This window comes from Acinetobacter sp. 1294243, from assembly GCF_000588015.1.
In the GTDB taxonomy this organism is placed as follows: domain Bacteria; phylum Pseudomonadota; class Gammaproteobacteria; order Pseudomonadales; family Moraxellaceae; genus Acinetobacter; species Acinetobacter pittii.
The window spans coordinates 24,312-37,985 of the sequence record NZ_JFXG01000020.1 but is presented as its reverse complement, the minus strand read 5'-3'; the positions used below and the strand labels follow the sequence as shown (position 1 = coordinate 37,985).

Sequence of the window (13,674 nt, the reverse complement as noted above, 5' to 3'; positions counted from 1 at the left end):
TCATAAAACTTGACAGCAAAACATCTCCCCGACCACTTGAAGTCAAGTTGATTCATTTTTTCTTTTATAAGATCGACGACATCTCAACACAGAACGTGTTTAAAAATTAAATTGAGGAGTTGGGTTATGTCTGTAGAACAAAATGAATTTTTAAGCCAAGTTCAATTACAAATACTGGCAGAACAAGCAATTAAGCAATATCCCTCGGAATATCAAGGACAGGTCAAACTGCTGTGTCAGTCTGAAAATGCAACCTTTCAGATTTCAACTGGATCTACCCGATATGCACTTCGAATTCACCGTCCCAACTACCACAGCAAACTCGATATACAAAGTGAGCTTGAATGGTTAGATGCTTTAAATGCGAGTGGTATTCAAGTTCCTGTTGCGATTGCAGATCAATCAGGTGAGCGTGTCATTACTTTAAAACTATCGAATGATATTTATCGTTATGCAGTCCTTTTCAACTGGGTTGAGGGCGATATGCCGACTGTTGAGGTTGACCCCTCTGCATTTGAACAATTAGGGCAAATTACCGCAAAGTTGCACCTACATAGTAAGACATGGCAAGCGCCTGAAAACTTTCAACGTATTGTGTGGAATCATGAAACCATGATCGGTGCTGATGGACACTGGGGAAACTGGAAAAATGCACCTCATTTAAGACCTCAAGATCACGGCGTGATTGAAGAAGCCATTGCACAAATTTCGAAAGATTTAAACTTTTTTGGTAAAACCCAAGAACGCTATGGCCTGATTCATGCCGATTTGCGTTTAACCAATTTATTACTACAACAAGAACGTATCGGTGTGATCGATTTTGATGACTGCGGCATGAGCTGGTTTATGCATGATCTCGCCGCTGCAATTAGCTTCAATGAACATTATGCAAATGCACCTCATTGGGTTGATTACTGGTTAAAGGGCTACGAGCGCGTAGGTCATATTCAGTCTGAAGAATATGAAATGATCCCGACTTTTATCATGCAACGCCGCATTCAAATGATGGCTTGGAATGGTTCTCACGCACAAACAGAAATGGCTCAAAGTCTTGGAGACCAATGGTCCAATGAAACTGTGCGTCTTTGTAAAAAATATCTAAACGGTCAAATGCCTGTAGGAATTTGAAAAGTGATTTAGATCGCTTTTCCTCATTTTTAATTTTTAGTTTTTAAATTTTATAGAATTTAAAGGAAGGGGTTATGCAAGCTACCCATCAACTGAGCAAAGTTGCCAAAGCACTATTACTCACCAGTAGTCTGGCAAGTATGATTGCTCTAAGCGCATGTAACTACAGCCCTCTACAAAACACATCTCCCGCAGTCGCTATTCCCAAAAAGGAATATATACAAAAAGGTCAATGGGACACTTTTAACTTTGACCAACTTAACCAATTGATTGCTACTTATGGAAAAGATAGCCCTAACTATAATCCTGAAAAACGCCCATATATTGTCACTGACTTTGACAATACTTCGGTATTTTTAGACATCGAAGAAGCAACGTTAATTTATCAACTTGAACACTTAGCGTTTAATGTCACGCCAGAGCAGCTTAATCAGATTATTCGCAAAGGAATTAGCTCGCAAAATTTTGAAGCAGCCTACAACAACCAGCAAGGCCAAGTCGTCAATATTGATAAAATTGCCCCAGATATTATTGCCAGCTATACATGGCTTTATCACCAGTATAGCGGTCTAAAAGGTAAGCAAAGTCTGGATCAAATTAAACAAGATCCGCATTATCTCGATTTCATTACTAAAATGAGATATCTATATGCGGCGATTGGAGACACGTTTGACCATGAAGTTGCATATCCGTGGGTCACTTATTTATTTACTGGGCTTACCGAACAACAAGTCCGTAATTTGGTGAAAGCAACGGTGGCTTGGCAAATGCAGCAACCGATTGGACCCGTGACATGGACCTCTCCCGTTGCACTTTCGGGTCAAGCAGGCGTTGTGAAAACCACTTGGGAAAATGGTTTAAGACCATACCGTGAAATGCAAAATCTATTTAAGGCCTTTCAGGATAATGGCATTGATGTCTATGTCTGTTCGGCATCTTTTATTGATGTGATTAAGGAAATTATTTCTAATCCAGAGATTGGCTATAACATTAATGAAAAAAATGCCTACGCGATGGAGTTAGAACGAGATACACAAAATCGAATTTTACCCGAGTTTCGTCATGGCTATGCGCAAACTCAAGGTAAAGGCAAAACTGCAACCATCCAGCGTTTTTTAGTCTCTAAATATGGTTACGGGCCAATTTTTATCGCAGGTGACAGTGAAGGCGATCAAAATATGATGCAAGATTTTGCAATGACTCAGAAGGTTCTAATTATCAACCGATTGCGCAGCCCAAACTCTGATATCGGCAAGTTTTCTCAGCAGGCTGTACAGGGCTATGGTCAAGCCAATACTAAGTTTTTACTACAGGGCCGCGATGCCAATACAGGTCAATTTAGACCTTCAATGGCCAGTTTAAGTTATGGTGCGCAAACGGCAAAAACTACAAAAAATTAGTATTTCACTTATTTTCTCATGCCTACAATACATGTTGTATGCATGAGAAGCCGCTTAATTTCTTGTTTTAGTTCTGCCCTTTTTGCCTATCTCTAATGCATTTTCTGCCTTCTTTTAGTTCGCTACCCAACCTAAAGATATCTTCTTAAAGAATCAAACCTGAAACTTAAAACAGCAATACATAAACCATTATTTTATAAATAGTTTTAACCACACAAAATCATGGACGTAAGCAAAAACTGGTATGGCTTTTGCTTAATATAATAATAGTTAGGAATAAATATCATGAGACTTGACATGTTACATCTCAATCCAGCTCATCTTGTCGATTCAAATATGTGTAATCAAGGTGTATTGTCTGCAGCCGCCTCTGGATTAAGCGAGTTTATTCATCAAAAAGGTGCAGATGTTGATCGTGTTTTAGGAATTAGTGGTATTAATCCTGAACTTCTAATCAGCCCAACTTTGAGCTTACAACTACCCAATTATTGCAAGGTGCTAGAACAGGCAGCATTGGTTTCAGGTTGTGATAATTTTGGTCTGCATTATGGTCAACAGTTTCAACCCAAATCATTAGGGCTGATTGGGTACATCGGTCTTTGTTCAAACACATTAGAGTCTGCACTCATGAACATGACCAATAATTTTTATTTGCATCAGAAAGATACCCTCAATCGAATGGTCGATTTAGGAGATAGCTGGCGCATAGATTATCAGGTTCAACACGGCGCGATTTTAACTCGTCGCCAAGATGCAGAACTCACCATGGGCATGTTTATGAATGTGATCCGTGAAGTGATGGGCCCTCATTATTCTCCACGCGCGATTCACTTTGAGCATACTCGACCTGAATTCTGGCAAGAACATAGCAAATTATTTAACGCGCCTGTTTATTTTGATCAACCATTTAACTCCATCATCATTTCAAAAAAAGACGTCCAGCATACTATGCCGGGACGTGATTCTATTTTGTTAACAGTGATTCTAGATACGTTGCACCTACTCAATCGCGCTTCACCAAGTCAAAGTCTTGCTGATCAAGTACGCTCTCACATACAACTTGAACTCAGTGAAGGTGAACCAAACCTTGAAAAAATCGCTCATGATATTGGTTTAACGAGTTGCACCCTTACCCGTCGTTTAAAAAATGAAGGACTCACCTTTACCCATTTAGTCGATCAGGTCCGTTGTGAGTTGGCCGAGCATTATATTAAACAGAAAAATATTCCAATTTCAGAAATGGCATTCTTATTAGGCTATTCAGAAGTAAGTGCGTTATCTCGTGCATTTAAACGCTGGTTTGGTGTTACACCCCGTCAATTAAGACACTAAAACATTGCAAATACAGGCCTTGAATAAAGGCCTTTTTATTATTTAAGCAATTCTAAATAACTTTTACAGCCACAAAATAATTGAACAACAAAATACCCTTCAAATTAGATTTAGCATCCAACTTGAAGGGTATTTTTTATATTTAGAGTGACTTACTTTAATTTTGTTAAGGCTTGATCTAAAGCACCGACTAACCAATCGATATCTTTTGTTTGGAAGGCCAAAGGTGGGCGCAGTTTCAATACATTGCCATAAGGACCTGCAACTGAGGTTAAAACTCGATGAGTATTTCTGAGCTCTTCAATAAGGTTCAAAGCCAATGCTTTATTCGGTTCTTTTGTGCCTCTATCTTTAACCAGTTCAAACCCTATAAACAGACCAGCGCCACGGACATCACCCACCACTTCATGTTTGTCCATAAGCTTAGTGAGTTCTTTTAGAAGTAGCGCTCCCACATATTTACTATGGGTTTGCAATTCTTCTTCCTGAATGACTTTAAGTACAGCCTGTGCCGCCGCCATAGAAACAGGATTACCACCAAAGGTATTAAAATATGGAATTTTATCGCTGAAAGCAGCAAGAACTTCACTCTTGGCTAAAAGCCCTGACACAGGAACACCGTTACCCATTGGTTTACCAGTGGTAATGATATCAGGCACAACATTGTGACGGCCAAAGCCCCAGAAAGAATCGCCAGTGCGCGCGAAACCTGGCTGTACTTCATCGGCAATAAAAATACCGCCATTTGCATGCACAACATCAACCGCTTTTTGTAAGAACCCAACAGGATTAGGCATCACACCGTCAGAAGAAAATATGGAGTCCGCTAAAAAACCTGCAAACTTGATGCCTTTTGCGTTCATATCGTCAATTTGCTGTTGAATCTGCTGTGCGAACCATTCACCTAAATCATCAGTTTGAATCCGATAATAATCAGGTGCTGGAACTAGACGAGTTGTAGCATCTAAAGGTTGTTCAGTTCCCAGTGCTGGAGAGCATCCTGAGGTTAAACTACTGGTCCCATGATAGGCTTCTTGAGAAACAATAATTCCTGTACCGCCACTATATTCACGGGCAATACGAATCGCTAAATCATTGGCTTCCGAACCTGTACACATATACATGGCACGGTCAATTTCATCGGGAGTGGTTTGTAATAGTTCTTCGGTATAATCCAAAATATTTTCATGTAAATAACGGGTATGGGTATTGAGCATTTTCATTTGCTCATTCACCGCTTCAATCACCGCAGGATGACAATGACCAATGCTGGCAACATTGTTGTAAACATCCAAATATTGATGACCTGCTGCATCCCATAAATATTGCCCCTGTCCTTTTACCAGGTGCACGGGATTACGATAAAACAAGCGATAGGATTCACCTAAAATTTTATTTCTTTTATCTGTCAGTTTGCGGGTAGCATGATCCAGCTCAGCAGCATGTTCTGGACGAAAGCTATTGGTATCCATAATGGTTGAACGCGTACCCATGAATGACTCCTCTATTTATATTCAGCATACTTTTGCGCGAGACAATGACTGACGTAGGCAATTCATACTCTGATTCGATATATTTCAGTATTTGATTGAAGTTACGCAAACCATATTGCTTAAGTATCTTGAAAAAAACTTGACCTCAGACCACTTAAGCCACAATTTGAAGTCAACTTATTGGTCTTATACTTCAGAGCTCCACTACTCTTTTTTTCAATAACTCAAATTTGTTACCATTACACATCTGGAGTGACTCCAAATCGCTTTATACTATGGATGCCAATTTTTAAAGTTCATCCAGTTGTGTTCTTTTCTTGAATGACATTCATTTTTAAAAGACTTGAAATTGGTTAGATGACCAAACGTAAAATATTACTGATTTTTTAAGGGTTTAATACGCATGAATAGCGCTGAAATCATGGCTGACTTATCTTCTCACACACCTATGATGCAGCAATATCTCAAAGTTAAAACGGACTATCAACATGCGTTGCTGTTCTACCGTATGGGTGACTTTTATGAACTCTTCTTTGAAGATGCTCATTTAGCAGCCAAACTTTTAGGCATCACATTAACCCATCGTGGCAAAGCCAGTGGCCGACCTATTCCAATGGCGGGTGTTCCCTATCACTCGGCAGAAGGTTATCTTGCTCGCCTTGTTAAAGCTGGCCGTACTGTCGCCATTTGCGAACAAGTTGGAGAAGTGACAGGTAAAGGCCCTGTTGAACGTAAAGTTGTTCGTATTCTGACCCCTGGTACATTAACTGATGACGCATTACTCAGCAGTTATCAATCATCTAATCTCGTTTCATTGTGCATTCATCAAAACCAGATTGGTTTTGCTTTACTCGACTTGAGTGCAGGCATTTTTAAAGTTCAACAACAAGATTACAAGCCAGAGCAATTGCCTATTGAACTTGCGCGTTTAATGCCAAGTGAAATCTTGATTGATGAAGACTTGGTCGACACCAATATTATTGAACAAATTAAAAAGCATTTAGATTGCCCTGTTACTAAACGTCCAAATGTAGACTTCAACCTAAATAATGCACAAAAAACCTTATGTGACCAGTTTACAGTATCAACACTTTCAGGTTTTGGTTTAGACCCATTACCTTTAGCCAAGGCTGCTGCCGCTGCGCTTATTCACTATGCAAAAGAAACCCAAAAAACTGCATTACCGCATATTCGTTCAATCCAACTTGAACAAAGTACAGACTTTATTGCGCTCGACCCAATTACACGTCGCAACTTAAAAATTATCGAGCCATTATTTGAACACGGAACATCATTATTTCAACTAGTAAATGACTGCCAAACTGCAATGGGTGGCCGTCTATTAAGCCGCACACTCATGCAACCTGTGCGTGATACTGCATTGCTTGATGCTCGTTTAGATGCGATTGAGCAACTCATTCAGGGATATCACGAAAACCCAGTTCGGTTAGTGCTTAAAGAAATTGGTGATATTGAACGTGTGCTTAGCCGCGTTGCGCTAGGCAGTGCACGACCACGTGATTTGGTGCAACTTCGTCATGCATGCGCACAAATTCCAGCTTTAAGAACGGCGTTAACTCCAGTCATTCAAGCGAAGAAATCTAAATTATTAGTTCAACTAGATGAAGAACTTGGAGATTTCAAAGCACTTCATCAACATTTAATGGCAGCGATCGTTGAAAACCCACCTGTATTACTTCGTGATGGCAATGTAATTGCAGAAGGATATGATGCTGAGCTTGATGAATTACGCCAAATTCGTGATCATGCAGGTCAATTCTTAATTGATCTAGAAATTAAAGAGCGTGAACGTACAGGTATTAATACCCTTAAAATCGGCTATAACCGTGTAAGTGGTTACTACATCGAACTCACTCGTGCTCAAGCAGAACAAGCACCAGCCGACTATATACGTCGTCAAACTTTAAAGAATGCTGAACGCTACATTACCCCTGAGCTTAAGAGTTTTGAAGATAAGGTCCTGTCGAGTGAGTCACGTGCGCTGTCACGTGAAAAAGCATTATTCGAAGCTTTGCTTGAAAACCTTCGCGAAAATATCGCTCATCTACAAATGATGAGTTCAGCAATTGCTCAAATTGATGTCATTGCAAACTTTGCTCATCAAGCACGTTTAAACAATTGGGCGCGCCCTGAATTTACTCCGGAAACGGGCATTAAAATTCAGGCTGGTCGTCATCCTGTCGTTGAAGCATTAAATAAAGCACCATTTACCCCAAATGATACTTTCCTTGATGCTCAGCACCGCATGGCAATTATTACCGGTCCAAATATGGGCGGTAAATCAACCTTCATGCGCCAAACGGCATTAATCAGTTTACTTGCTTATTGCGGTAGCTATGTTCCGGCTAAAGCCGTCAAACTTGGTCCAATTGACCGCATTTTTACCCGTATTGGTTCAGCCGATGATTTATCTACAGGTAAATCTACCTTTATGGTTGAGATGACTGAAACTTCGCAAATTTTGCATCATGCCACCAACCAGTCGTTGGTGTTAATGGATGAGGTTGGCCGCGGAACCAGTACTTATGACGGTTTATCTTTAGCATGGGCATGTGTGGTCGACTTAACCAAGCGCGTAAAATGTTTATGTTTATTCGCGACTCATTATTTTGAATTGACCGAACTTGGTAGTGAAGCAGGAATTGATAACTATCATGTCACGGCGCAAGAGCTGAACGGCAATCTGATTTTATTGCATAAAGTTCAACAAGGCCCTGCAAGTCAAAGTCATGGTTTACAAGTTGCAAAATTAGCGGGTATTCCTGCCAATGTTATTAAAGAAGCGCAGAAGCGTTTACGCATTTTAGAAAAACAGCAGCAGCAACATCTACAAACCAGCTTTCAAAATGATTTGTTTGCTCCACCAGATGCAAACTCTGGTTCACAAATCATAGAGAAAGTTGTCGAGATCGAAGTTTCATCCCCTGCTCTAGATTTACTTAAGCAAATTGAAGTCGATAACTTATCGCCTCGTCAGGCACTTGAACAACTCTACGAGCTGAAAGCTGCACTCAAATCTTAATAAAGCACTTCCGAATAAGCAGGCTTAGGTCTGCTTATTCATATCGGAGAATAATATTTATATGATCTTAAGATCTTTGCAAAGTTCAGAAATTGATCTTATTTGGCAGCAGATTAGCCGCCGTGAATTAATTACTCAAAACTACATACAAAAACAGCAAAAGCTAGAATTGGTTGATTGTTTTTTTGATGTACAAAATTGGGATTCATACCATCTAGAAAATGACCCACCTAAACTAAAACAGCTCTTTGAACAAGGTTCAATATTTGTAGGCGCATTTGATGCCACAGAAAAACTAGTTGGTGTAAGCGTAGTCTCAAATCAACTTATAGCGAATTACCCCCAAGCGAAATTACTCCATTATTTCTATGTCGATGCAAACCAACAAGGTCAAGGCATTGGCTCCAAGCTAATGCAAGCCGCAAAAGAGTCCGCTAAACAACTCGGTGCAAATCAACTGTATATTTCAGCAACCCCAAGTCGACGCACTGTAGACTTCTATATGAAGCATGGCGCGCAACCCTTAAGTGCTCCAGATCAACAACTTTGGCAGCTCGAACCTGAAGATATTCATTTACTATGTAAGCTTTAGCTCTAAAAATTTAAGGTTTTCTAAGCAAAAAAGCCGTAAATCAAAATTTGTAAAACAAAAAATGAAAAGTTAAGGTATTTATTAAAATAGATGCCTTGACTTAAATGACATCTAAATAATTAAATAAAATATTTTTTAAGTTATTGTTTTATAAAATATATTATTATTTTAATTTTATAGACTACGCTCTACTAAGTTTATAAGATATGTTTGATTATCAACGTATTAACTTATCTTCATATGCATGAATAAAGAATATCAATAAAAGCAATTGTTTGTTTACCCCTTTTTTGCCTAAAATAAGCTATTCGAAATGAAACCATATTTTTTAGGTAGCTGTCGCCATGACCTTTGTTGTCACTGAAAATTGTATTAAATGTAAATACCAAGATTGCGTAGAAGTTTGTCCTGTAGACTGTTTTTACGAAGGTCCGAATTTCCTAGTGATTAATCCGGATGAATGTATTGACTGTGCATTATGTGAACCAGAGTGCCCGGCAAATGCAATTTTCTCTGAAGATGAGTTACCTGAAGGTCAAGAAGTATTTATTGAATTAAATGCTGAACTTTCTCAAAAATGGCCTAACATTACTCAAATTGGCGATCAACCAGCTGACCGTGAAGAATGGAACGGCAAACCTGATAAATTACAATATCTTGAAAAGTAATTTCAAAAAAGATCAGCAACCGCTGATCTTTTTTTATACCCTATTCAAACATTTCATTGCAAATTCCTCGTAATTTGTGCACTGTTTTGCATTAAAATACCCGCAATATTTATAAGTGCTTAATTTTTCTTATGCGGAAGTTTTTGCAGAGTCTGATGCCCTTATGCATAATCCCAGCGGTTATGGTAGGTTGTGTCAGCTCTCCCCAACACACAACAACAGGCAAAACCTCTCCAAGTGGTAAACGAATCTTTATTCCACAAGAGCGCGTTATTATCGAGCGCCCAATTCCCCCTAAAGTTGAGCCTGCATCTTATCGAAGTTGGTTAAGTTCTGGTGAAAATTACCAACGTGTTCGTGAATACGAAAAATTCTTAACCCGAAATAACGTTGCAGGCATTGTGCCAAGCTTTGAGTTATTACGTTCAGCACGTGATTGGCAAAAATGTGGCCGCTCAGAATATGCTGTACCTAATCGCGAGCTATGGGGAAATTCTTTATCTACCCTACGCGTATTTAAATATTTAGTTGCAGCAAAAGTTCTTACCGACTTTGAAGTGACCTCGGTTTACCGAGACTTACCTTTAAATGAATGTGCAGGCGGCGCAAGCTCATCTAAACATTTATTTAACTCGGCAATCGATTTCCGTATTGGTCCTGAGTTCCCACAAGCTCAAGATTATGCATTTATCGAAAACACCAAGTTTAAACTTTGTCAGTTCTGGGCTCAGCATGGTCAAAGCTTAAATATGGGTATTGGTCTATATAGTTCAGGTCAAATTCATATTGATACTCAAGGCTATCGTACTTGGGGACCTGACCTCACCCGAAATAGTTCAATGTGTAATTTCTAATAAAAAACTCCTTTCAACTGAAAGGAGTTTTTTTTATTGTTCATTTCCCAATCAACCAAAATTTCTTGAAACGAAGATTTTTGCACTCTAGGCATAAACGTTTAAAATAGCCCGATCAACATATAGGTAAATTTGATTATGCAGCAGATGTGGACAGACATTGACCAATATATCGATTCACATTTAATTCCCGAAGACCCGCGACTTGAATATGCATTAAAGAATACCGATGAACACGGCTTTTCAAATCATCTTGCAGTAGCACCTAACCAAGGTATGTTCTTGCAGATGCTTATTCAAATGAATAAATGCAAACGAGTTTTAGAAATCGGAACCTTTGCTGCATACAGTACCATCTGGTTAGGCCGTGCCTTACCTGAAGATGGTTATTTACTCACCATAGAAGGCCGTGCTACTCATGCCGAAATGGCACAGAAAAATATCGATCATGCCAATCTTCCTGTAAAAGTTGATCTTCGAGCTGGCCGTGCTGCAGATATCCTTTCTGCGATTGATCCTCAATCTATCGAGCCTTTTGATTTTATTTTCATTGATGCAGATAAACAGGGTTATCCTGAATATTTAGAATTGAGTCTGAAATTCTCAAGATCAGGTACGATTATCGTACTCGACAATGTAATTCGTGCAGGTGATATTTTAAATCCTGACAATAAAAAACCGAGTATTGAAGGCATCCGTGAAATGTTTAAAGCTTTAGAAAATCATCCGCAAATATTGTCTTGTACAGCCTTACAAACAGTTGGATCAAAAGGTCATGATGGGTTCGCAATTGCAATTGTGAAATAATGGTTAAAAAATCATCTTTTTTATTTTATTATTTATAATCAATTAATTACTTTTATTACTATTGCTTTTCCATATAGTTATCCACAAGATTTGCGGATAACTATATGCAAATCTCATCATTTAGCCACAAGTAATGGTACAGTTGCGTTTCGGAATATGGTTGTCGCAATACTTCCCAAGAAGAATTGGTGAATTTTGCTATGACTAAATGCCCCTAACACAATAATTTGAATACCATGTTCTTGTTGGTACTCTAAAATATTTTGTGCAACATCGCCATAACGGTAAACGGTGACTACATCGAGCCCCGCTTGTTTAAGGTAATGTTCTGGTTCATTTAATATTTCTGGATGATCGCCTACATACACCAAATGACATTGCAGTGTTCGCAATAAGTCACTTTGGGCAATACGGCGCATCATTTTTTGACAAGTTGGCGAATATTCATAAGCAAAGATAAATCGTGTTGGCACTTTAAAGTTTTCACCAATGGTCAAAACAGTACAATTTGCACCACGAATGAAGTTTTCAACATTGCTACCGATTGGTTTATGTTTCTCGGCTGCTCTTTCCCCGACTCGACCTAAAATAACGATGTCATTTTCATGTAAGAGATTAAAACTTTGTTCTAAAAAATCACCTTTTTCTTGAATTTTTGAACTGGTAATTCCGTGTTTTTCTTGAATAAGATCAGAAATATGGCGGAGTAAATTATTACTATAATCTAACGCGAGTTCACTTTGTTTTTGCTCTAGCTCAGCTAACTCTTTTAGCAACATTGCATTGCTTTCAAAGCCGATTACTCCACTAATTTCACCAAGATGATAACTGGCTGGGTAATAGTCCAGAATTTGTAATAATACAAGTTCCCGTCCGGTTGCTTTTGCAACCCATGCTGCTGCATCAGCAATAGCATTAATACACGGTGATGAGTCAATACACGCAATAACACGGTTCATGTTAGCCTCTCTTCTTCAGGTCTATTGCCTTGGAGATTATTATTAAAACTTAGCTTTAACTTAACATAGATAAAAATTGGTATGTTAAGGTTTATGTATAAAAATCAACTTTTTTGTTTAAAGATCAAACATTTTATTACATTCTTGAGACTGTATTATTCTCTTAAACGAATAAATTTTGCTGGATTTCCGCCCACAATATGGTACGGCTCAACATCTTTAGTCACCATACTATTCATCCCGACCACAGCATGTTTACCGATTTTAATACCGTCTTTGATCCCCACATGCGCACCCAACCAAACGTCTTGCTCAATTTCAATTCCTTTGGACGTAACTGGCTGTTGGTAAAGTGGACGGTCTAGTTGCATCCCATGGTCAAATGCATATAAATGGCAATACGCGGCAATACGGACTTGATCATGCAACTTTATGCCCGTTCGTCCCCCATCTAAAATACAATGATGGTTAATCGCGACTTCACTGCCGATTTCCAGCGGTCCATGCAATGTGCAATCAGCCGCAATAAAACTATTATCCCCAATAATAATTTTGCGGCCTGGTTCAGCAAAAATATGTGCTAGCGGCGAAATAAAACAATTTTCACCAATCTCAACTGTTTCCATATCCATTAAATAAGCTTGATATTCCTTTTGCCACTCTTCAGCCCAAGCACGGTTTTTAGGTTTTAAAGTCCAATATAACCATGGCATATAGTTTAAGCGGTGCTTATGTTGCTCACGATATTTCAGTAAGGAATCAGTCATCTGTTAATTCCTCTTCAATTTTTAATTCTTCACGACCACGTGTTACGTCTCTGAGTTTTAAGGCAAGTGGTTCAATTTGATGTATCTGTAGTCTCGCTTCGATATCTACGCCTGTTGCCGTATAGGTTTCCTGATATTCAATCTGTTGTTGAGTCAGTTCATATTGAAATATCGCCCACTCACTAAAATGACAAGAAAAGTGAATCGTCTTCTTTGCAATGAGTTCAATACGTTCAGCCAATAATAAACATTGCCCAGCACAGCCACCGTATGCTCTAACAAGGCCACCCGTTCCCAGTTTTATACCGCCATACCAGCGGTTAACCATCACAATAATATTCGTCAGGTCATTTCCTTCAATAGTCGCCAAGATTGGACGGCCTGCTGTTCCTGACGGTTCACCATCATCGTTAAAGCGTACGTTATGCCCAATTTTCCAAGCCCAACATTGGTGAGTGGTCGAGATATCCTTGTTCTGTTCTAAAAATTCTTTAACCTGCTGTTCATTTTCTATTGGCGCAGCAATCGCCTGAAATCTACTTTTTTTAATTTCTTCTTCAAATGTAATCTGTGATGCAATCGTAAAAGCCATAAATAAGATAAAGCACAATAAAAATCAAATTATAACGTG

12 protein-coding genes are annotated in these 13,674 nt (G+C 38.9%); 8 read left to right on the top strand and 4 right to left on the bottom strand.

Annotation, left to right across the window (positions count from 1 at the left end; all coding sequences use genetic code 11):
• The first annotated feature begins 126 nt into the window (after positions 1-126).
• The 3 genes from J655_RS21285 to J655_RS21275 all read left to right on the top strand — a co-directional run bounded on the left by J655_RS21285 (position 127) and on the right by J655_RS21275 (position 3,860).
• Positions 127-1,128, top strand: coding sequence for a phosphotransferase enzyme family protein (locus tag J655_RS21285; protein WP_032053062.1), 1,002 nt, complete (start codon positions 127-129; stop codon positions 1,126-1,128).
• Positions 1,129-1,202: 74 nt separating this feature from the next.
• Positions 1,203-2,528, top strand: a complete 1,326-nt coding sequence (locus J655_RS21280; protein WP_032007527.1) for a phosphoserine phosphatase — start codon at positions 1,203-1,205, stop codon at positions 2,526-2,528.
• Between the two features lie 297 nt (positions 2,529-2,825).
• Positions 2,826-3,860 carry an AraC family transcriptional regulator gene (locus J655_RS21275; RefSeq protein WP_032053060.1) on the top strand — a complete coding sequence of 345 codons (1,035 nt, stop codon included), beginning with the start codon at positions 2,826-2,828 and terminating at the stop codon, positions 3,858-3,860.
• Positions 3,861-4,012: 152 nt separating this feature from the next.
• Here the strand turns inward: J655_RS21275 and J655_RS21270 are convergent, their stop codons facing one another.
• Positions 4,013-5,353, bottom strand: a complete 1,341-nt coding sequence (locus J655_RS21270) for an aspartate aminotransferase family protein (protein WP_032053058.1) — start codon at positions 5,351-5,353, stop codon at positions 4,013-4,015.
• Between the two features lie 403 nt (positions 5,354-5,756).
• Here J655_RS21270 and mutS point away from each other — a divergent pair, with 403 nt between their 5' ends.
• From mutS to J655_RS21250, 5 genes are all read left to right on the top strand, one after another.
• Positions 5,757-8,396, top strand: a complete 2,640-nt coding sequence (gene mutS / locus J655_RS21265) for a DNA mismatch repair protein MutS (RefSeq protein ID WP_032053056.1) — start codon at positions 5,757-5,759, stop codon at positions 8,394-8,396.
• 61 nt (positions 8,397-8,457) lie between these two features.
• Positions 8,458-8,988 carry a GNAT family N-acetyltransferase gene (locus J655_RS21260; protein WP_032007530.1) on the top strand — a complete coding sequence of 177 codons (531 nt, stop codon included), beginning with the start codon at positions 8,458-8,460 and terminating at the stop codon, positions 8,986-8,988.
• 344 nt (positions 8,989-9,332) lie between these two features.
• Positions 9,333-9,656: a ferredoxin FdxA gene (fdxA, locus tag J655_RS0104790; protein ID WP_002051033.1), complete on the top strand. Its 324-nt coding sequence runs from the start codon at positions 9,333-9,335 to the stop codon at positions 9,654-9,656.
• Positions 9,657-9,787: 131 nt separating this feature from the next.
• Positions 9,788-10,510 (top strand): D-Ala-D-Ala carboxypeptidase family metallohydrolase, encoded by a 723-nt coding sequence (locus tag J655_RS21255; protein WP_181949733.1) that lies wholly within the window; start codon positions 9,788-9,790, stop codon positions 10,508-10,510.
• Between the two features lie 138 nt (positions 10,511-10,648).
• Positions 10,649-11,317, top strand: coding sequence for an O-methyltransferase (locus J655_RS21250; RefSeq protein ID WP_002115787.1), 669 nt, complete (start codon positions 10,649-10,651; stop codon positions 11,315-11,317).
• 116 nt (positions 11,318-11,433) lie between these two features.
• Here J655_RS21250 and J655_RS21245 read toward each other — a convergent pair whose 3' ends face one another.
• The 3 genes from J655_RS21245 to J655_RS21235 all read right to left on the bottom strand — a co-directional run bounded on the left by J655_RS21245 (position 11,434) and on the right by J655_RS21235 (position 13,635).
• A complete protein-coding gene (locus J655_RS21245; RefSeq protein WP_002115820.1) occupies positions 11,434-12,276 on the bottom strand; it encodes a universal stress protein in 843 nt (280 codons plus the stop codon).
• Positions 12,277-12,431: 155 nt separating this feature from the next.
• On the bottom strand, positions 12,432-13,043 hold the full coding sequence (locus tag J655_RS21240) for a chloramphenicol acetyltransferase CAT (protein WP_032007531.1): 612 nt from the start codon (positions 13,041-13,043) through the stop codon (positions 12,432-12,434).
• Complete coding sequence (locus J655_RS21235) at positions 13,036-13,635, bottom strand: IMPACT family protein (protein WP_017481422.1); 600 nt, start codon at positions 13,633-13,635, stop codon at positions 13,036-13,038. Before J655_RS21235 ends, J655_RS21240 begins: the two co-directional genes overlap by 8 nt.
• Positions 13,636-13,674 lie beyond the last annotated feature (39 nt).